The sequence below is a fragment of the Extensimonas perlucida genome (assembly GCF_007655255.1).
GTDB lineage: Bacteria > Pseudomonadota > Gammaproteobacteria > Burkholderiales > Burkholderiaceae_C > Extensimonas > Extensimonas perlucida.
In genome coordinates, this window is sequence record NZ_VMYE01000019.1 from 1 (window position 1) to 19769 (window position 19769).

Here is a 19769-nt window from a genome sequence, read left to right on the forward strand (position 1 = left end):
TTCAGCTAACCAGTACTAATTGCTCGTGCGGCTTGACCCTATAACTTTGACAAAAATCTCAAAGTTCCAATGCATGTGTATGTTCTTCGTGTGTAAATACGCAAGTTAGCAAGTACCGGTCAACCATACTTGCTACGTCGCTCGTGTCCACGCCACAACCAACGCAATCACCAATTCTCCCTGATTCGACTTCTATGATCTTCGCCGCGCTGTCCCCACAGAACAAAACCAAAAACAGCACGGCTCTCAGTTTCGCCTGATGACCATAGCAAGCTGGTACCACCCCTTCCCATCCCGAACAGGACCGTGAAACAGCTTCGCGCCGATGATAGTGCGGATCCCCGTGCGAAAGTAGGTCATCGTCAGGCTCCTTACCACATACCCCCTGCGCCTTTAACTATGGCTCAGGGGGTTTTGCTTGTTCTGGCGCCAACTTGGACGGTATCCTCCTGCTGGGGGGCAGGCCCTGCAATGCCTTGCACTCCAGCGTCTACCTCGACTTGGCGCCCTGGGGCATATTTTTTTCCGCCGCAGTATGATGCGCGCTCCTATGGGCCTCCTGTTGGACTCCGGTTTGCGCGCTTTTTGCTATTGCCTGCGTGGGCGGGTCATCGCACTTTCTTTGCTGCCCATGGTGCTTATGCTGGTGCTCGCCGCAGGTCTGGCTTATTTCTATTGGCACGAGGCGGTGCATGCGATGCGCACTTTGCTCGATGCTTGGGGCGTGTCATCCGTGGTAGTGGGGTCGCTGGAGACTTGGGGACTACTTGGACGCTTTGATGCATCCGCGGTTTTGGCGTCATTGCTCGTGGTTTTTCTAGCCATGCCTTTGCTCGGCGTGCTGGTATTGTTCGTCGTGACTTTCCTCCTTACGCCGGTCCTCACAGAAATGGTCGCACAGCGGCGCTTCCCGGACCTCGCGCGAAAAAATGGCGGTGGCTGGTGGAGCAGCCTGCTGTGGGCCGCCGGATCGACCGCTCTGGCCTTGCTGGCTCTGGGCGCTTCCATGCCCTTGTGGCTGGTGCCGCCTTTGGTTTTGGTGCTTCCCCCGCTGATCTGGGGTTGGCTGACGTACCGGGTGATGGCTTTTGATGCACTGGCTGTGCATGCGAGTCCGCAGGAGCGGCGCGCTATTCTGCGCCGGCACCGTCCGGCCCTGCTCGTCATGGGCATTCTGACGGGCTACCTCGGAACCGCGCCAAGTTTTATATGGGCATCCGGGGCAGTATTCGCCGCCGGCTTTCTATTCCTCGTACCGCTGGCGGTTTGGATTTTCACGTTGTTGCTCGCGTTTTCCTCTCTGTGGTTTGCGCACTATTGTCTTGCTGCGCTGGCGCGGCTCCGTGCACGGCCCCGGGCGGGTGCTGCCGACACCGTCGTAGAGGTGAGGGCGCAGGAAATCATCGAGCGAAAAACGGAGCCGTGGCTTGCGGACACTGGGCGCCGAGAAAAAGGGAAGGAGTGAGCCATGGTTCCGGGCATCGGACTGATCATCATCGGGGATGAAATTCTGTCGGGCAAGCGCGCCGACAAGCATATGACCAAGGTGCTGGAACTGCTTGCAGCACGCGGGCTCCGGCTCGCATGGGTGGAATATGTCGGTGACGATCCCGTGCGCATCACGGCTTGTTTGCGCGCTGCGTTTGCGTCGGGGGACATTGTTTTTTCTTGTGGCGGCATAGGCGCGACGCCAGACGATCACACGCGGCGGTGTGCGGCGCGCGCCCTTGATCGTGAGCTTGCGCTGCACCCCGAGGCCGCGGCTTTGATTCGAGAGCGCGTACAAGACATGGCACGCGAGCAAGGGCTCCCCTACGAGCCCCAGCGCCCCGACAACGTGCAGCGGTTGCAGATGGGGGTGTTCCCCGTCGGAGCATGCATCATTCCGAATCCCTATAACAAAATCCCGGGGTTCAGTTGCTTTGGCAAAGGCGCTGGTGCGGTACATTTCGTGCCGGGTTTCCCTGTGATGGCTTGGCCGATGATCGAGTGGGTGCTGGAGCGCTACTACGCGGCCTTGTTTCACCGCTCGCCGCAGCAAGAACGCTCGGTGCGCATCTGGGGTGTGCAGGAATCAGAACTCGCGCCCCTGATGGAGCGCATAGAGCGCGAACATCCGCGTGTGCGGACCTTCAGTCTCCCTAGTGTGGATGATCCGGTTCATGGTCGGCATATCGAAGTCGGCCTCAAAGGTTCGTCCGATACCGTGGCGGTAGCCTGGGAACTCTTGCAAGCGGGACTGCCCGAACTTGGTGCAGAAAGTCGCACCGAATGAGGGCAAAAAAATGACTTTGTTTTTGGCATTGCCGCTTGCACTATATGAGTGCGGCGCGAGCGGCCGGATTAGTGGAGATATCATGCGCTGCGCTATGGTGGTGCGGTGGCGGCTTCGGCTGGCACGGTAACTGCTTTTGTATGTTTGTCTTTTTTCTCAATGCCTTTTCTGGAGAACCCAATGGCCAAGACCGTTGCAGATGTGATGAAAATGATCAAGGAAAACGAGGTCAAGTTTGTTGACTTCCGCTTTACCGATACCCGGGGCAAAGAGCAGCACACCACGGTGCCGATCTCGCATTTCGACGAAGACAAGTTTGTTTCGGGGCACGCCTTCGACGGTTCCTCGATCGCGGGCTGGAAAGGCATAGAAGCGTCCGACATGCAGTTGATCCCCGACCCGAACACGGCCAATATCGATCCGTTTTTCGAAGAGACCACGCTGATCCTGACTTGCGACGTGATCGAACCCAGCGATGGCAAGGCCTACGACCGTGATCCGCGCTCGATCGCCAAGCGCGCCGAGGCCTACCTCAAGGCGTCCGGCCTGGGGGACGCGGCATTTTTTGGCCCCGAGCCCGAATTCTTCATTTTCGACGGCGTGCGCTGGAGCACCGAGCCCGGGCACGTGATGTACGAAATCGAGGAATATGAAGCCCCCTGGAACAGCGGCACCAAGATGGAGTCCGGCAACCGCGGCCACCGCCCGGCGGTCAAGGGTGGGTACTTTCCGGTGCCGCCGGTGGACAGCACGCAGGACATGCGTGCAGAAATGTCTTTGATCCTCGAATCCCTGGGCATTCCGGTCGAGGTGTTTCACCACGAAGTGGCGGGCGCGGGCCAGAACGAAATCGGCACCAAGTTCAGCACGCTGGTCGAGCGCGCCGACTGGACGCAACTGCAAAAATACGTGATCCACAACGTGGCCAATGCCTACGGCAAGACGGCCACCTTCATGCCCAAGCCTTACGCAGGCGACAACGGCTCGGGCATGCACGTGCACCAGTCGGTGTGGAAAGACGGCAAGAACTTGTTCGCAGGCGACGGTTATGCGGGCTTGTCAGAGTTTGCGCTCTATTACATAGGCGGCATCATCAAGCACGCGCGCGCGCTCAACGCCATCACCAACCCGGGCACGAACAGCTACAAGCGCCTGGTGCCGCACTTCGAAGCCCCGGTGAAGCTCGCGTATTCGTCGCGCAACCGCTCGGCGTCGATCCGCATTCCTTACGTGGCCAACCCCAAGGGGCGGCGCATCGAGGCGCGCTTCCCCGATCCGCTGATGAACCCTTACCTCGGCTTTGCGGCCATGCTGATGGCCGGGCTCGACGGGGTGGAAAACAAGATCCATCCGGGCGAAGCTGCGACCAAAGACTTGTACCACCTGCCGCCCGAAGAGGACAAGCTCGTGCCCACCGTGTGCCACAGCCTCGACCAGGCGCTGGAGGCGCTGGACAATGACCGCGCCTTCCTGACCAAGGGGGGCGTGTTCACCGACTCCATGCTTGATGCTTACATCGAGCTGAAGATGGGCGAAGTGACGCGCTTTCGCATGGCTGTGCATCCGGTTGAATACGACATGTATTACTCGCTGTGATGACGGCAGGATGCCACGTGTGCACGTGGTATCTGTGCAAGAAAAAGGCGGCTCGGGTCGCCTTTTTTCGTCTTCAGGTGCGAGGCGCCGGTTTGCGAAGGGCCTGGCGGATGGGGGATACTTGCGAACCTAACCACTGGCGTACGTCCAGTCCGCCGGCCCCGCACGAGGAAGTCGAATGAAAAAATCGCCCATGATGCCTTTGATCCTGCTCGCTGTTGCCGTGGCCGGTGCTGCGGCGCCTGCTTGGGCGCAAAGCCGGATTTACCGCTGTGGCAACGAATACACCAACGATGCCGCACGCGCCAAGGAGCGAGGATGCAAGCTGGTCGAAGGGGGCAATGTCACTGTGGTGCCGGGAATGCGTCCGGCTCCGGCAGCATCCGGCGCTGCGGCATCCGGTACGCCCACGGCACCGCAGCGTGTGAACGACAGCGAGCAGCGCGCGCGTGACAGCGATGCGCGCGCCATTCTCGAGGCCGAGCTGCGCAAGGCCGAGGCGCGCCGTGCCGAATTGCTCAAGGAATACAACGACGGCTTTCCGCAACGCAGCGCGCTCGAAATGCGCAACGCGCAGGCCTACCAGGAGCGCACGGCTGCGCTCAAGGCCGAAATCGAGCGGGTCGAGAGCGACATTGCGAGCATTCGCCGCGAGCTGGGCCGTCTGCCCCCATCCGCGGGCGGTAGCAAGTAATGCGTGCGGGCGCTCGACCGGCTTTGCCGCAGGCGCACATGAAAGGGGAGCGTTTTCAGGCCCTGGACTCCATGTCCACCCTGGTGGCCGTGCTCGACGCTGAAGGCGCGGTGCGCTTTGCCAACGCAGCCCTGGAAAACGCGCTGGGGCTGTCGCGCCGCACGCTCGTAGGTCTGGAATTTGCCAGCTTTTTTGCACAACCGGCGCTGCTGCAAATGGCCCTGACCGGCGTGCGCCGGCAGGAGGCTGCGGGGCTGCGCTTCGAGGCCAGCCTCAAGGGCTTGCAGCACGAGCTGATCCCCGCGCATGTGAACGTGGCGGCAGCGGATGGGCAGGGGGACATCTTGGTCGAGTTGTGGCCGCTCGAGCAGCATGCGCGCCAGGACCGCGAGGAGCGCCTGCGCGAGCAGGTGCAGGCCAACAAGGAGCTGATCCGCAACCTGGCGCACGAAATCAAGAACCCGCTCGGCGGCATACGCGGCGCGGCGCAGTTGCTCGAGATGGAGCTGGGCCAGCGCGACTTGCGCGAATACACGCAGGTCATCATCCACGAGGCCGACCGCCTGCAGGGGCTGGTCGATCGTCTGTTGGCGCCGCACCGCCACCCGCACCAGGTGGGCGACGTGAACATCCACGAGGTCTGCGAGCGCGTGCTCGCGCTGGTGCTGCTCGAGCATCCGCAGGGTTTGCATGTGGAGCGCGACTACGACGCCTCCATCCCCGAGTTCCGCGGCGACCGTGCGCAGCTGATCCAGGCGCTGCTGAACATCGTGCAGAACGCGGCGCAGGCCCTCACCGAGCGCATCGCCGCGGGCGACGCCTGCATCACGCTGCGCACGCGGGTGCTGCGCCAGGTGACCTTTGGCCGCAAGCGCTATCGGCTGGCATTGGAATTGCATGTCATAGACAACGGGCCGGGTGTGCCGGAAGCCATCAAGGACAGGATTTTTTATCCCTTGGTGTCGGGGCGCGAAGGCGGGTCGGGGCTGGGGCTGACGCTGGCGCAGACCTTTGTGCAGCAGCATGATGGTTTGATCGAGTGCGAGAGCGAGCCTGGACGCACCGACTTTCGCATTCTGCTGCCCTTGCCTTGAGGCTTGCGCAGCGCCGGCGCAACGTGGCGTGTGATGCGCTGCGCCCAGCACGCCAGCCCGCCCGATATGCAGCAAACAACGGAATGTGGAGAGACGCATGAAGCCGATCTGGATAGTAGATGACGACCCTTCGATCCGCTTCGTCCTGGAAAAGGCGCTGGCGCGCGAAGACCTGCCGACGCGCAGCTTTGCGCATCCGCGCGAAGTGCTCGAGGCCCTGGCCGACGTGGCATCGGGCGACGACGCGCAGCAAGGGCCGCAGGTGCTCGTGAGCGACATCCGCATGCCGGGCGGCTCGGGTCTGCAGCTGCTTGAGAAAGTGCGCGAACGCGAGCCGGGGCTGCCCGTCATCATCATGACGGCGTACTCCGATCTCGATAGCGCGGTGGCGGCGTTCCAGCGCGGCGCGTTCGAGTATTTGCCCAAACCGTTCGACCTCAACAAGGCCGTGGAGCTGATCCGCCGCGCGGTCGAGGAGCGCCAGCGCGAGGAGGTGGTGGAAGACGGGCAGAGTGCCGCGCCCGAGATGCTCGGCCAGGCGCCGGCCATGCAGGACGTGTTTCGCGCCATCGGGCGCCTGAGCCAGAGCCAGGTCACGGTGCTGATCACGGGCGAATCGGGCACGGGCAAAGAGCTCGTGGCGCGCGCGCTGCACAAGCACTCGCCCGTGGCGGGCGGGCCGTTCGTGGCCATCAACACGGCCGCGATCCCCAAGGACTTGCTCGAATCGGAGCTGTTCGGCCACGAGCGCGGCGCCTTCACGGGCGCGCAGACGCAGCGGCGCGGACGCTTCGAGCAGGCCGAGGGCGGCACGCTGTTCCTCGACGAGATCGGCGACATGCCGTTCGACTTGCAAACGCGCCTGCTGCGCGTGCTCTCCGACGGGCAGTTCTACCGCGTCGGCGGGCATGCGGCCGTGAAGGCGCATGTGCGCGTGATCGCCGCGACGCACCAGGACTTGGAGCGCCGCGTGAAGGAAGGGGCGTTTCGTGAAGACTTGTTCCACCGCCTCAACGTGATCCGCCTGCGCCTGCCGGCGCTGCGCGAGCGGCGCGAGGACATCCCCATGCTCACGCGCCATTTTCTGCAGCACAGCGCGCGCCAGCTCGGCGTGGAGCCCAAGCGCATCTCGGACGCGGCGCTCGCGCGGCTGCAGCAGTTTGCCTTTCCGGGCAATGTGCGCCAGCTCGAAAACATCTGCCACTGGCTCACGGTGATGGCGCCGGCGCAGGTCATTTCGGTGCAGGACTTGCCGCCCGAAGTGCTCGAAGCCTCTGTGCCCGAGGCGCCGGCGCCTGCCGCCTCTGTCGGCGCGTCTGCACCTGCGCAGGCTGCGGCGGCCCCAGCGGCTCCTCTGGCTACAGCGCCCCCGGCGGCAGAGTATGCTGTGCCGCCAAACCTCGCGCCGTTGGCGGTAGCCCAGCCGGCGGGCGCGGCGAGTGCCTCGGGCGTGGCGGCGGCTTCGGCGCCGCAGTCGTCGCCTGCGTCGATCGCATCGCAACCCGCGCCGGCTCCGGCAGCAGCGATCAACGGCAAGGGCGCGGTGGGCACAGAAGGGGCAGGGGGAGGCGATTGGGAGCGCTGGCTCGAAGCCGAGGCGCAAAAGCTGCTCGCGAGCGGGCACATAGAAGTCTGGGACGCGCTCACGCGCCGCTTCGAGTCGCGCCTGATCCGCACTGCGCTCGCCGCGACGCACGGGCGGCGCATGGAGGCTGCGCAGCGCCTGGGCATAGGGCGCAACACCATCACGCGCAAGATCCAGGAGCTGGGGCTGGACGCGCCGCTCGATTGACGGTTTTTGATAAAAATCGCCTGTGAGCGCATATGCAGCGTGCGCTAATAGCTACTTTTATCGTAGCTACAACTGCGACTCTATGGGCAGCCAGCTGAGCACACGCACAAAGGTGCGTTGCCAAAAATCGGTGTCGGGTTCGGTGTAGAACACTTCGCGCGTGCCCTGCGCGTCAGGCGTGCTGAGCCAGCGCAGCCCGCCTTGCGCGTCGCGCTGCAGCTCGTAGCTTGCCGTGGGCTGCATGGCGTGCACCACCATCGCGCGCACTTCGGCGGCGAGTGGGGCGTGGTCGAACAGCACGCCCATTTCGGTGTTGAGCTGCGCTGAGCGCGGGTCGAAGTTGAACGAGCCCACGAAGCCGCGCTGGCCATCGACTACCACGGCCTTGGTGTGCAGGCTCGCGCCGCTGCTGCCCATGCGGTACGTGCTTTCGGCGCTGCCGCGGCGCAGCTCGTACAGGTGCACGCCCGCGGCGAGCAGCGCCGGGCGGTAGCGCAGATAGCCCGCGTGCACCACGGCCACGTCAGTGGCGGCGAGCGAATTCGTCAGCACGCGCACGTCCATGCCGCGCGCGGCCTGGCCGGCGAACAGCAGCGTGCCCGCATCGCCGGGAACGAAGTAGGGCGAGACCAGCCAATTTTCCTGCCGCGCGCTGTAGAGCAGCGCTTGCAGGTCGTACATCAGCCAGTGCGCGGGCGCACGGCGGCTGGCGATGGCGGCGGCTTTTTGCGGCGGGTCGGAGAGCACGCGCAGCTGCGGCGTCCAGTGCAGGCGCAGTGCGCCGCGCAGGCTGTCGGCAAGCGGCGGTGCCTGCTGGACTTCGTGCAGGTAGTCGGACGCATGCACCTGCTGCAGCCAGGCGCTGCGGCGCCGCTGCAGCTCTGCGGCGTCCACGGCCGGCGCGCCGGGGTGCAGCGCGCGCAATGGGATCACTTCGGCGCTGTTCCAGAACGCGTCGAAGATCGCGCTCGTCTGCGCCACGGCGGGGCCGAGCAGCAGCAGGTCGGCGTCGTGGAAGTTGACCTGCTGCGCGGCGTCGAAATACTCGTCGCCCACGTTGCGTCCGCCGACCAGCGCTACGCGGCCGTCGGCGATCCAGGCTTTGTTGTGCATACGCCGGTTCACGCTCACGAAGCGCAGCCCCATCTCGATCGCGCGCCGCAGCGTGGTGCTGCGGTTGCGCGCGGGGTTGAACAGGCGCACTTCAAGCTGCGGGTGCGCGTCCATCGCGAGCAGCAGGTCGTCGCGCCCGGCGGCGTTCATGTCGTCGATCAGCAGGCGCACGCGCACGCCGCGCTCGGCGGCGGCGAGCAGCTCGTTTTTGAGCAGCCGGCCCGTGAGGTCGTCGCGCCAGATGTAGTACTGCACGTCCAGGCTGCGCTGCGCCGCGCGTGCGGTCTGCGCGCGCAGCGTGAAGGCCTGTGTGTTGCGCGTGACCAGCGCCGCGGCGCTCGCCTGCGGGTGCGCGGCGAGCAGCGGCGCGACGAGCCGATCGAGCGCCGTGGCGTCGGGCTGCGGCGCCAGCGCGTATGCGGGCGGCCCCTGCGCGCGGCGCGCGAGCTGTCCCCACGACCACAGCGCGAGCGCCGAGAGCAGGGCCAGCAGCGCCAGCGCGATCAGCAGCCAGCGCAGCATCGCGTGCACCTGTGCCAACGAATTTTGGCGAAATTTGGCATTTGTCTAGGTGTGATGAGCGCAAGCAGCTCTCAAAAAGAAAGCGTCGCGAGCACTGGCGCGTGGTCGCTCGGGGGGCGCACCTTGCGCTGCGCGCGGTCTATGCTGCAGGCGCGCACGGCGGGGCGCAGGGCCTCGCTCACGAGGATGTGGTCTATGCGCAGGCCGCGGTTCTTCGGGAACGCGAGCATGCGGTAGTCCCACCACGAATAGCTTTTTTCGGGTTGCTCGAACAGGCGGAAGGCATCGACCAAACCCAGCTGCAGCAGCGCGCGGAAATGTTCGCGCTCCTGCGTCGTGTGGTGGATGGTTTCGCGCAGGCCCTCGGGGTCGTAGGAGTCGCGGTCTTCGGGCGCGATGTTGAAGTCGCCCATGAGCACCAGCCGTGGGTAAGCCACGAGCTCGTCGCGCAGCCAGTCGCGCAGCGCCTCGAGCCAGCGCATTTTGTAGGCGAACTTCTCCGAGCCCGGCTCCTGGCCGTTGACCACGTAGGCATTGACCACGCGCAGCGGCCCCGCGGGCGAGTCCACCGTTGCGGCGATGACGCGCGCCTGCTCGTCGGCAAAGCCGGGAATGTTTTTGACCACGTCGCGCAAGGGTGTGCGGCTCAGCGTGGCAACGCCGTTGTAGCTGCGCTGGCCAAACACCGCGGCTTCGTAGCCGGCTTCGCGGAAGGCTTCGGCGGGGAATTTGTCCTCGGTGAGCTTGAGCTCCTGCAGGCACAGCACATCGACAGGGTTGCGCGCGAGCCAGTCGAGCACCTGCGGCAGGCGCACCGTGAGGGAGTTGACGTTCCAGGTGGCGAGTTGCATATGATTTTGGCCTCTATGGCAGATATATCAAGCGCTATGTGCTATGAAAAGAGAGTTATCCAGGGCGCCCTTGCGCTCGTAGCGCACGAAGCTGAACGGCAGGCCGCTCGCGCTCTGGTGCGTGCTGCGCGCGGTTTCGATCCACTCGGGGCCGAGCTGGGGGGCAAAGGCGTCGCCGGGGAAGTCCTGCGCGATTTCGGTGGCTTCGACGCGCGTGGCCAGCGGCAGGGCCTGGGCATAGATCTGCGCGCCGCCGATCACCCAGACAGTACCGGATTGCTCGCACAATTGAAGCGCCTCGCGCAAGTCAGATGCGCGCTCTGCGCCATTTTGGTGCCAATTTGGCTGGCGCGTGAGCACGATGTTGCGCCGGCCCGGCAAAGGGCGAAAGCGCGGCGGCAGCGCGTCCCAGGTCTTGCGCCCCATGATCACGGGCGCACCCAGCGTGAGCTGCTTGAAGTGCGCCAGATCTTCGGGCAGGTGCCAGGGCATGCGCCCTTGGTGGCCGATCACGCCATTGGCGGCGCGCGCGTAGATCAGGCACAGCTGCAGCGTGGGGGGCAAGGCTGCGGGCTCATCGCAGCGGGAGGTGGAAGCACCAGACGGGGAAAGCCGGGAGGGCTGGGAGGGTTGGGAAGGGGGCAGGGCAGACATGCCGCTATTGTGCGGTGCCTGCAGTGCCTGTGGCGGGCGGCTCAGCGGGCGGCGCAAGGGCTGGTCCAGCCAGCGGGTCGGCAGCAGGTTGGGCCGGCGGCGTTTGGGTAGGCGCCTTGGCCGGGCGTGCGGGCCAGAGCACGCTGGCGATCGCGAGCATCACGAACAGCATGGCGAGCCAATCCTGCCAGTGTGGCTGCTCGCCCACGATGAAGGTAGCGCTGAGCGTGCCCACGAGCGGGATGGCCAGCACGCTCATGCCGCTGACCGCGGGTGGCAGGTCGCGCGCCATGCTGAACCAGATGAGCTGCGCGACGCCGTAGTTGACCAGCACGCCATACGCGAGGCTGAGCCACATCGGCGCAGAAAACGCCGCCACGTGCGGGGCGGGTTCGAGCAGCAGCGCGAGCGGCCACAGCGCCAGCGCGCCCAGCAGCAGCATCCACACCGTGACCACCAGCGGCGAGAGCGTGAGGTGCGCGCGCCGGAACATCAGCGTGCCCACCGACCAGCACAGCGCCGCCCCCAGCATCCAGGCCACGCCCGTGGGGCGGCCGCTCAGGCGCTGCAGCTCGTTCCACAGCAGCAGCCCGATGGCGAGCGCCGCGCACAGCACCGCGAGGCGCACGCGCGGGGTGATGGGCTCGGCAAAGAACAAGGCGCCCAGCACCACGGTGATGATGGGCATGGTAAAGCCCAGGATGGCCGCGCGCCCCGAGGCGAGCTCCTGCACGCCGAAGATCGACAAGGTGTGCCAGCCCAGCACGTTGGGCAGGCCCAGCAGCACGATGGCGCCCCACTCGCGCCCGCGCGGCCACATGCGCGCGCCCGTGCGCAGGGCGAGGTAAACAAACAGCCAGGCCGCGCCGAGCAGCATGGTGCTCGCACGGAAATACAAGGGCGTGAGCTGCTGCAGCGAGAGCTTCATCATGGGCCAGTTGACGCCCCACATGAGCGTGAGCACGAGCAGGCCCCAGAGTTGGCGGCGGGTGAGCATGGTGGTGTGCGGTGCGATGGGGCGGCTTGGGCGGAAGGTGTTGGGCGGCTGGTGGCTGGGCATTGTGGCGCGGTTTCAGCCCTTGGTCTTTCCCGCCTCGCCTGCGTCCTCTTCCTCGTCCAGTCCCAGGGCCTCGGCGCCCAGCAGCTCGGCGGCGTCGGCTGCGGGCAGCTCCTCCACGTCGCGCAGTTTGCGTTCGATGGCGCGCGTGCGCACGCCGATGTCCTTGAATTTGTTCGCCGCGGCGTCGATCGAGCGGCGCGTGGAATCGACGATCTCGCCGAACTTGCGGAATTCCGTCTTGACGCCCGCGAGCAGGTTCCAGACCTCGGACGAACGCTTTTCGATCGCGAGCGTGCGAAAGCCCAGGCGCAGGCTGTTGAGCATGGCGGCGAGCGTGGTCGGGCCCGCGACGACCACGCGGTAGTCGTTTTGCAGCGCCTCGACCATGCCCGGCACGCGGCAGACTTCGGCAAACAGGCCCTCGGTGGGCAAAAACAGAATGGCGAAATCGGTCGTGTGCGGCGGGCTCAGGTATTTGGTGGCGATTTTTTTCGCTTCCTGCCGGATCGAGGCCTCGAACGCCGCGGCCGCCTGCTGCACCTGCGCGCCGTCGAGCGCCTCGTGCGCGTCGAGCAGGCGCTGGTAGTGTTCGATCGGGTACTTGGAGTCAATCGGCAGCCACACCGTGTCGTCGGCGCTCTTGCCGGGCATCTTGATCGCGTATTCGACCAGCTCGTTGCTGCCGGGCACGGTCTTGACGTTGCGCTCGAACTGCTCGGCCGTGAGCAGGCTCTCGATGATCGCGCCGAGCTGGATCTCGCCCCAGGTGCCGCGCGTGCGCACATTGGTCATCACGCGCTTGAGGTCGCCCACGCTGCCGGCGAGGGTCTTCATCTCGCCCAGGCCCGCGTGCACCTGCTCGAGCCGCTCGCTCACGAGCTTGAACGAGTCGCCCAGGCGCTGCTCCAGCGTGGCGTGCAGCTTTTCATCGACGGTGCGGCGCATGGCTTCGAGCTTGGCGCTGTTGTCGGCCTGGATCGCCGCGAGGCGCTCGTTGAGCGCCGCACGCAATTGCTCGGAATTGTGCTGTGCGCCCTGCGTGAGCGCGGCGAGCTGCTGCGCCAGCGTCTCCTGCAGCGTGGAAAACTGCTGGTGTAACTGGCTGCCGTTGCCTTCGAGCTGGCCTTTGAGCGCGGTGGAGAGTACGCCCAGCTGCGTGCCCACGTCGGCCTTGAGCGAATCGAGCGTGGCCTGCGTGGCGCTGCGCAGCGCCTCGAAGCGCTGCGCGATCTGCTGCTCGAACGCGCTCGCGCTCTGCGCCAGCGCCGCGCGCGCGGCCTGCGTCTCGGCGACCAGCTGTTGCAGCGTGGCGCCCAGCTCGGCGCGAAAGGCGTGCAGCGTCTCGGCCAGCTCCTTGCGCGCCGCGACGGCCTCGGTCTGCGCCTGCGCAGCCAGGGCCAGCTGTGCCTTGCCTGATTCGTCGAGCCGCCCGAGCAAGGCCAGTTGCAGCGAATCGAAGCGCCCGCCCATGGAGGCGTCGAAGCCGCCGATGCGCTGCTCGAGCTTGGCCTCGAAGCTGCGCTGCGCCGCGAGCAGCTCGCCGCGCCCGCTGCGCGCCTCGGCCAGCGTCTGGTCGAGCTTGCCGTCGAGCTTCGCGCCCACGGCCTCGCGCGTGGCCTCCAGGCTCTGCGCGGTGCTCTGCGTCAAGGCACGCAACTGCTGCTCCACGCGCTCGCTGCCCGCTTCGCTGCGCGCCTCGCTGCGCGCACTGGCCTGCGCGAGCGCCTGCAGGTTCTGCTCGAGCACCCCGAGCCGCGCGAGCAAGTCCGCGGGCGTCTCCCAGCGCGGCTTGCGCAGCAGCAGCGCCAGTTGCAGCAGCACGACGAGCACGAGCAACGCGCTCGTACCAATGATGAAGAAAAGTCCGGGGTCGCCCATGGAGAGTCCGTGAGGGGAGGATTGTTCGAAAACTACGCTATTGATAGCTGCTTGCGCTTGATGTATGAGCGTAGTGGGGTATTTTGATGGTTATTTTTTGGCGCCTTTTGCCTTGCAGACCGCGCTGATGCCAGCCGCGACAAAGCCGGCGCCCAAAATACCCAGCAGCCACTTCGTGCCGCGCGTGCCCAAGTCGAAGACCCCCGTGTCCGGGTCATTGCCGATGGGGTCGAGGAATAGGGCAATGAAGAGCAGCAGGGCGCCTATGCCGAGCAAGGCGGCGATTTCTATGCGCGCAGAGGAGGGGCGAGGCGTGTGCATGGGTGGCGATGGGGATTGAACCCAGATTGTCCATTAGGCGGTGCTGCGCACCTACGCGGGCGCTGGCGGGCGCCTGACGGCCATTTTGGCCGCTGCCTCGGCGTCCATGGCACCGGCCATGGACTTCTCCTCAGCAGCCAAACTGCCTCGCCAGCCACCTCGCCATCATCCCGCGTCCTAATGAACAATCTGGGTTGAAAGGGCGACGATACAGTGCCGAATGACACAAATGTCGGAAGGAGAATGCAATCATTATTTGCTAGCATTGGGGCGTGAATACGAAGCAGCGCAAGACTTTGCTGTCCATTTTTGCCAAGCCAACCTCGTCCTCCGTGGTCTTTGCCGACATCGAGGCTTTGATCATCGGCCTCGGGGGTGAGGTGCATGAGCGCGCAGGCTCGCGCGTCAAGATCGTGCTGCGTGGCGAGCAGTGGCGCTGTCACCGCCCCCATCCTGGCAAGGAGGCCAAGCGATACCAGGTCGAGGAGGCGCGCGAGTTGTTGGAACGGGTAGGAATCAAGCCATGAACACCATGACATACAAGGGTTATACGGCCCGCATCGAGTTCGACGAGCGGGACAATATTTTCGTCGGCCGTGTGCTCGGTCTGCGCAGCATCATCAGCTTTCATGGGGAAACGGTGGACGAGCTACGCCAAGCGATGGCAGACGCCATCGACGACTTCCTCGCAGATTGCAAGGAACGAGGAGTCAAGCCGGAAAAGCCCGCCTCGGGCAAGCTCATGCTGCGCGTGCCGCCCGAAGTGCACGGCGCAGCCCTGGTGGCTGCGCAGGCCGCAGGCAAGAGTCTGAACCAGTGGGCGACGGAGGTCATTCAAGAAGCAGCGCACGCTTGAGTGAGATCGGAGCGCGACATGCGCCAGTTGATTTGCTTCACTAAAAATAGCTTCCAGCGCTTGCTGCATAAGCGCTAGAGGCACATTTGACTATTATTTTCGAGGCCCCTACACCGCCACCGGCGCCTTGATCGCCGGGTGGTGCTGGTAGTCGCGCAGTTCAAAGTCTTCGAAGGTGTAGTCGAAGATGCTCGGCGGGCGGCGGCGCAAGTGCAGCTCCGGATAGGGGTAGGGCGTGCGGGCGAGCTGGGTTTGCACCTGCTCGGTGTGGTTGCTGTAGATATGGCAGTCGCCGCCGGTCCAGATGAAGTCGCCCACGTCCAGGTCGCACTGCTGCGCCACCATGTGCGTGAGCAGCGCGTAGCTCGCGATGTTGAAGGGCACGCCCAGGAAGACGTCGGCGCTGCGCTGGTAGAGCTGGCAGCTCAGCGTGGCGCGTGCGCCGGGCGTTTGCGGCGGGGCCACGTAGAACTGGAAGAAGGCGTGGCAGGGCATGAGGGCCATTTTGTCGAGCTCGGCCACGTTCCAGGCGCTCACGATGATGCGGCGCGAGTCGGGGTTGGTCTTGAGCGTGGCGATCACGGCGCTGATCTGGTCTATGGCCGCGTGCGGGTTCTCGGGCGTGGGTGCGGGCCAGCTGCGCCACTGCACGCCGTAGACGGGGCCGAGGTCGCCGTCGGGGCCGGCCCATTCGTCCCAGATCGTCACGCCGCGCTCCTGCAGCCAGCGCACGTTGCGGTCGCCGCGCAAAAACCACAGCAATTCGAGCGCCACAGACTTGAAATGCACCTTTTTGGTCGTCACCAGCGGAAAGCCCTCGCGCAGATCGAAGCGCATCTGGTAGCCGAACACGCTGCGCGTGCCCGTGCCCGTGCGGTCACCTTTGTGTACGCCATGCGTGAACACGTGGCGCATGAAGTCCTCGTACTGCGAGCGCACGGGGCGCGCGGTGGAGGGGGCGGTTGGAGTGGGTGGGAGCGGGGGCGTCGTCATGGTGCGGGATGGGGGGCGAAATAGGGTGTGGAGCGATGTCAGGCGGCGATGTCAGACAGCGATGTCAGGCAGCGATGTCAGACGGCGATGTCAGACAGCGATGTCTCATACGGCGCGCGCGTGCTGGTTCTTTTTCATTCGATGCGCATCACGCCCGTGGGTTTGAAGCCGAAGTTCGCCTCGCGCCCTTTGCGCGCGCGTGCGGCGTGGGCGTTGTTCAGGCTGCGGATCTCCAGCGTCTCGGCGCGTGGTTTGCCGCCGCGCGCGAGGCCCTCGACGCGCACGCTGCGCGTGTAGCCCGCGGCGCCGGCCAGGGTGTCGCTGCCTTCCAGGCCCATGAGCAGCAGGCCGCGCCCGCCCTTGGGCTGGAGCTTGAGCTCGGCGAGGTCGAAGGTGAGGATGCGCCCGAGCGCCGACACGCAGCACACCTGCGTGGCCGGGGCGAGGGCGCCGGGCAGCGGCGTGCCCTCGGGCGTGGTGGGCGGGGCGATGATGCTGCCGTCGAGCGCGGCGCGGCGCATGACTTGAGCTCCGCTCACCAGCGCCGGCGCGCACAGCGCCTCGCCCTCGGCCAGCGTGATGAAGGCCTTGCCCGCCCTGTGGCGCGAGGCCATGTCTGCGACGCTGGCCAAAAAGCCGTAGCCGCCCGAGCCGCACAGCAGCAGCGTGGCCTGCGCCGGTCCGGCAAAGTAATGCACGGGCTGCGTGCCGGGTTCGAGCTCGATCAGCGTGGTGATGGGCTGGCCGTCGCCGCGTGCGCCGGGCAGGCTGGCCACGGGCACGCTGTACGCGCGCCCATTGCTGCCCAGCACGAGCAGCGTGTCCACCGTGCGGCACTCAAAGGTGCCGTACAGCCCGTCGCCGGCCTTGAAGGCGAAGCCCGCGGCGTCGTGGCCGTGGCCGCCGCGCGCACGCACCCAGCCTTTGGCCGATACCACCACCGTGACGGGTTCATCGACCACCTTGACCTCGGCCACGGCTTTTTTCTCGGCCTGGATCAGCGTGCGGCGCGCGTCGGCAAAGGTTTTGGCGTCGGCTTCGATCTCCTTGACCATGAGCCGGCGCAGGCTCGCCGGCTGCGCCAGGATGTCTTCGAGGCGGGCTTGCTCCGCGCGCAGCTCCGTGAATTCCTGCTCGATCTTGATCGCCTCCAGCCGCGCGAGCTGGCGCAGGCGGATTTCGAGGATGTCCTCGGCCTGCCGCTCGCTCAGGCGAAAGCGCGCCATCAGCGCCGCCTTGGGCTCGTCGCTCGCGCGGATGATGGCGATCACCTCGTCGATGTTCAGCAGCACGATCTGCCGCCCTTCGAGGATGTGGATGCGGTCGAGCACCTTGGCCAGGCGGTGGCGCGAGCGCCGCGTGATAGTGTCCTGGCGGAAGCGGACCCACTCCTGCAGCATCTGGCGCAGGCTTTTTTGCGTGGGCCTGCCGTCCAAGCCCACCATGGTCAGGTTGATGGGCGCGGAGGTTTCGAGGCTGGTGTGCGCGAGCAGTTGCGTGATGAGCTCGGCCTGCGCAATGCGGCTGCTTTTGGGTTCGAACACCAGGCGCACGGGCGCGTCCTTGCTCGACTCGTCGCGCACGCCGTCGAGCACGGCAAGGATGCTGGCCTTGAGCTGCGTTTGCTCCTGCGTCAAGGTTTTTTTGCCCGCCTTGAGCTTGGGGTTGGTCAGCTCCTCGACTTCTTCGAGCACTTTTTGCGCGCTCACGCCGGGTGGCAGCTCGGTCACCACGAGCTGCCACTGGCCGCGCGCGAGCTCCTCGATTTTCCAGCGCGCGCGCACCTTGAGGCTGCCGCGGCCCGTGCGGTAGGCGTCCTGGATGTCGGCCGCGGGGCTGATGATCTGCCCGCCGCCGGGGTAGTCGGGGCCGGGCAACAGGGTGAAAAGTTCCTCGTCGCTGAGTGCGGGGTTTTTGACCAGCGCCACGCAGGCGTCGGCCACTTCGCGCAGGTTGTGGCTGGGGATTTCGGTCGCCATGCCCACGGCGATGCCGCTCGCGCCATTGAGCAGCACGAAGGGCAGGCGCGCAGGCAGCTGGCGCGGCTCTTCGGTCGAGCCGTCGTAATTGGGCACGAAGTCCACCGTGCCTTGGTCGATCTCGTCGAGCAGCAGCGTGCTGATGCGCGCGAGCCGCGCCTCGGTGTAGCGCATGGCCGCGGCGCCGTCACCGTCGCGGCTGCCGAAGTTGCCCTGGCCGTCGATCAGCGGGTAGCGCTGCGCAAAATCCTGCGCCAGGCGCACCAGTGCGTCGTAAGCGGCCTGGTCGCCGTGCGGGTGGAAGCGCCCGAGCACGTCACCCACCACGCGCGCGCTTTTCACGGGCTTGGGCGGCGTGTTGCTGTTCGCGCCGCCCCAACCCAGGCCCATGCGCTGCATGGCGTACAGAATGCGCCGCTGCACGGGCTTGAGCCCGTCGCAGACATCAGGCAGCGCCCGGCCCTTGACCACGCTCAGAGCGTATTCGAGGTAAGCGCGCTCGGCATAGGCGGCCAGGCTGTCGGGGTCGGCGGGTGGAGCTTGGGTGGGGTTCAGCGTGGGGGGCAGTGTTTCTGACATGGGCGTATTGTGTGCGCTCGCGCTCTGTGTTTTCTTTTGCGTTCCGCGATGTGCCTTGGATCGCATGGGACTAGAATGATCATACCGATCGATACGATTGATATGAATATGATCACTCAAGTCAGCGCCGTCAACTTTCGCCAGAACCTGGGCGAAATGCTCAATCAGGTGCAGTACCGCAACGACAGCATCGTCATCCACAAAGATGGCAAGCCCGTCGCAGCGCTCGTGGACGCCGAGCTGTTTGCGCGCATTCGGCGCATGCGCGAGCGCTTCGACGCGCTGAGTGGCCGCATCGCCGCGGCTTACGCTGACGTGCCCATGGAGCAGGGCCTCGCTGAAATCGACGCGGCCGTAGCGGCCGAGCGAAAGCAGCCCTGATGCCGAGATTGCGCGTCGTGCTGGACACCAATGTGCTGGTGTCGGGCTTGGCGTACCCTGGCAGCGTGCCCGGGCGCATCGTCAGCGCATGGCGCGAGGGCGGCTTGGAGGTGGTGCTGTCGCGCTACATTCTCGATGAGCTTGTCCGAGTGTTGCCGCGCTTGCCGAAGGTGGGGCTGAGCACGGCCGAAATCCGCGATCTGGCCGACAGCCTGATGTTTTTGGCCGATTTCGTCGATCCCGTGGGCACGCAGGAGGCGGCATTGCGTGACCCTGACGACCCGCCGGTATTGTGGGCTTTGCTGGTGGCCAAGGCCGATTACCTTGTGACGGGTGACAAGGACTTGCTGGCGCTCGCCGCGCAATACCCGATTCTTGCTCCGGCCGAATTTTGGTCACGCCATGGAGGATGAGCGGATATGCTGCATTGTTCTGCAACACGAAGCCATACCGCCATGTACCTCCCCGCTCATTTTTCCGAGACGCGCACCGAAGTTTTGCACGCGCTCATGCGCGCGCGGCCGCTGGCTGCATTGGTCACGCTGGCGGCGGGCGGGCTCGATGCCAATCACATTCCGCTGCACCTCTCGCCCCAGGACGGCCCGCTGGGCACACTGCGCGGCCATGTCGCGCGGGCCAATCCGCTGTGGCGCGAATGCGAATGCACTTCGGGCGTCGCTGCGCTGGCGATCTTCCACGGGCCCGACGCCTACATCACGCCCGGTTGGTATCCGACCAAGGCGCACACCGGCAAGGCCGTGCCCACCTGGAACTACGCCGTGGTGCACGCCCATGGAGCGCTGCACGTGGTCGATGACCGGGTCTGGCTGCGCGCGCACCTCGCGGCGCTTACGGCGCAGCACGAGGCGGCTTCGGCCCAGCCCTGGCAGATTGAGGATGCACCGGCCGACTACATCGAAAAGATGCTGGGCGCCGTCGTGGGCATAGAGATCACCATCACGCGCCTCACGGGCAAGTGGAAAACGAGCCAGAACCAGGTGCCGGAAAACCAGGCCGGCGTGGCGCACGGCCTGCGCGAGCGCGCGCGGGACCATGACCTGGCCATGGCCGCTCTGGTCGAAGAGGCGGCGCGGGGGCGGGTGGTGCGGTGAGGGATTGCGTGGCCGGGCG

At 65.7% G+C, this 19769-nt stretch carries 19 protein-coding genes and 1 rRNA gene; 12 read left to right on the plus strand and 8 right to left on the minus strand.

Translation table 11 applies throughout. From position 1 onward, the window contains the following. Window positions 1-255 precede the first annotated feature (255 nt). The 7 genes from rrf to ntrC all read left to right on the plus strand — a co-directional run bounded on the left by rrf (window position 256) and on the right by ntrC (window position 7451). A 5S ribosomal RNA gene (rrf, locus tag FK527_RS13515) occupies window positions 256-368 on the plus strand. A 182-nt stretch (window positions 369-550) separates the two neighbouring features. Continuing rightward, complete coding sequence (locus FK527_RS13520) at window positions 551-1465, plus strand: EI24 domain-containing protein (protein ID WP_144734871.1); 915 nt, start codon at window positions 551-553, stop codon at window positions 1463-1465. Window positions 1466-1468: 3 nt separating this feature from the next. Then, entirely contained in the window at window positions 1469-2275 is an 807-nt protein-coding gene (locus FK527_RS13525; RefSeq protein ID WP_144734874.1) for a competence/damage-inducible protein A, read from the plus strand. Between the two features lie 180 nt (window positions 2276-2455). Further along, window positions 2456-3871 (plus strand): type I glutamate--ammonia ligase, encoded by a 1416-nt coding sequence (gene glnA, locus FK527_RS13530; RefSeq protein WP_144734877.1) that lies wholly within the window; start codon window positions 2456-2458, stop codon window positions 3869-3871. 193 nt (window positions 3872-4064) lie between these two features. Then, window positions 4065-4565: a hypothetical protein gene (locus tag FK527_RS13535; RefSeq protein ID WP_144734880.1), complete on the plus strand. Its 501-nt coding sequence runs from the start codon at window positions 4065-4067 to the stop codon at window positions 4563-4565. Between the two features lie 38 nt (window positions 4566-4603). Beyond that, window positions 4604-5659 carry a nitrogen regulation protein NR(II) gene (gene glnL, locus FK527_RS13540; RefSeq protein ID WP_144734883.1) on the plus strand — a complete coding sequence of 352 codons (1056 nt, stop codon included), beginning with the start codon at window positions 4604-4606 and terminating at the stop codon, window positions 5657-5659. Window positions 5660-5756: 97 nt separating this feature from the next. Then, window positions 5757-7451 (plus strand): nitrogen regulation protein NR(I), encoded by a 1695-nt coding sequence (ntrC, locus tag FK527_RS13545; RefSeq protein WP_144734886.1) that lies wholly within the window; start codon window positions 5757-5759, stop codon window positions 7449-7451. A gap of 66 nt (window positions 7452-7517) precedes the next feature. Here ntrC and FK527_RS13550 read toward each other — a convergent pair whose 3' ends face one another. From FK527_RS13550 to FK527_RS13575, 6 genes are all read right to left on the minus strand, one after another. Continuing rightward, window positions 7518-9086, minus strand: a complete 1569-nt coding sequence (locus FK527_RS13550; protein WP_144734889.1) for a phospholipase D family protein — start codon at window positions 9084-9086, stop codon at window positions 7518-7520. A 71-nt stretch (window positions 9087-9157) separates the two neighbouring features. Further along, window positions 9158-9937, minus strand: a complete 780-nt coding sequence (locus FK527_RS13555) for an exodeoxyribonuclease III (RefSeq protein WP_144734893.1) — start codon at window positions 9935-9937, stop codon at window positions 9158-9160. A gap of 27 nt (window positions 9938-9964) precedes the next feature. Continuing rightward, a complete protein-coding gene (locus FK527_RS13560) occupies window positions 9965-10489 on the minus strand; it encodes a dihydrofolate reductase (protein WP_144735011.1) in 525 nt (174 codons plus the stop codon). Window positions 10490-10595: 106 nt separating this feature from the next. Next, on the minus strand, window positions 10596-11588 hold the full coding sequence (locus FK527_RS13565) for a DMT family transporter (RefSeq protein WP_144734896.1): 993 nt from the start codon (window positions 11586-11588) through the stop codon (window positions 10596-10598). Window positions 11589-11663: 75 nt separating this feature from the next. Then, window positions 11664-13529: a DNA recombination protein RmuC gene (locus tag FK527_RS13570; protein WP_144734899.1), complete on the minus strand. Its 1866-nt coding sequence runs from the start codon at window positions 13527-13529 to the stop codon at window positions 11664-11666. Between the two features lie 90 nt (window positions 13530-13619). Then, complete coding sequence (locus FK527_RS13575; protein WP_144734904.1) at window positions 13620-13850, minus strand: hypothetical protein; 231 nt, start codon at window positions 13848-13850, stop codon at window positions 13620-13622. A gap of 272 nt (window positions 13851-14122) precedes the next feature. On the opposite strand from FK527_RS13575, the gene FK527_RS13580 reads away from it, so the two are divergent. After that, complete coding sequence (locus FK527_RS13580; RefSeq protein ID WP_144734907.1) at window positions 14123-14377, plus strand: type II toxin-antitoxin system HicA family toxin; 255 nt, start codon at window positions 14123-14125, stop codon at window positions 14375-14377. After that, window positions 14374-14706 carry a type II toxin-antitoxin system HicB family antitoxin gene (locus tag FK527_RS13585; RefSeq protein WP_144734910.1) on the plus strand — a complete coding sequence of 111 codons (333 nt, stop codon included), beginning with the start codon at window positions 14374-14376 and terminating at the stop codon, window positions 14704-14706. Before FK527_RS13580 ends, FK527_RS13585 begins: the two co-directional genes overlap by 4 nt. Before the next feature lie 108 nt (window positions 14707-14814). Here FK527_RS13585 and FK527_RS13590 read toward each other — a convergent pair whose 3' ends face one another. After that, on the minus strand, window positions 14815-15699 hold the full coding sequence (locus FK527_RS13590) for a thymidylate synthase (RefSeq protein WP_144734913.1): 885 nt from the start codon (window positions 15697-15699) through the stop codon (window positions 14815-14817). A gap of 134 nt (window positions 15700-15833) precedes the next feature. Beyond that, on the minus strand, window positions 15834-18257 hold the full coding sequence (gene parC / locus FK527_RS13595; protein ID WP_144734916.1) for a DNA topoisomerase IV subunit A: 2424 nt from the start codon (window positions 18255-18257) through the stop codon (window positions 15834-15836). A 108-nt stretch (window positions 18258-18365) separates the two neighbouring features. On the opposite strand from parC, the gene FK527_RS13600 reads away from it, so the two are divergent. Genes FK527_RS13600 through FK527_RS13610 form a run of 3 tightly spaced genes read left to right on the plus strand, consistent with a single transcriptional unit; the run spans window position 18366 to window position 19750 of the window. Continuing rightward, on the plus strand, window positions 18366-18638 hold the full coding sequence (locus tag FK527_RS13600; protein WP_144734919.1) for a type II toxin-antitoxin system Phd/YefM family antitoxin: 273 nt from the start codon (window positions 18366-18368) through the stop codon (window positions 18636-18638). Next, window positions 18638-19051 carry a putative toxin-antitoxin system toxin component, PIN family gene (locus tag FK527_RS13605; RefSeq protein ID WP_144734923.1) on the plus strand — a complete coding sequence of 138 codons (414 nt, stop codon included), beginning with the start codon at window positions 18638-18640 and terminating at the stop codon, window positions 19049-19051. The genes FK527_RS13600 and FK527_RS13605 overlap by 1 nt, the downstream gene beginning before the upstream one ends. Before the next feature lie 42 nt (window positions 19052-19093). Continuing rightward, window positions 19094-19750: an FMN-binding negative transcriptional regulator gene (locus FK527_RS13610; RefSeq protein ID WP_144734926.1), complete on the plus strand. Its 657-nt coding sequence runs from the start codon at window positions 19094-19096 to the stop codon at window positions 19748-19750. Window positions 19751-19769: the final 19 nt, after the last annotated feature.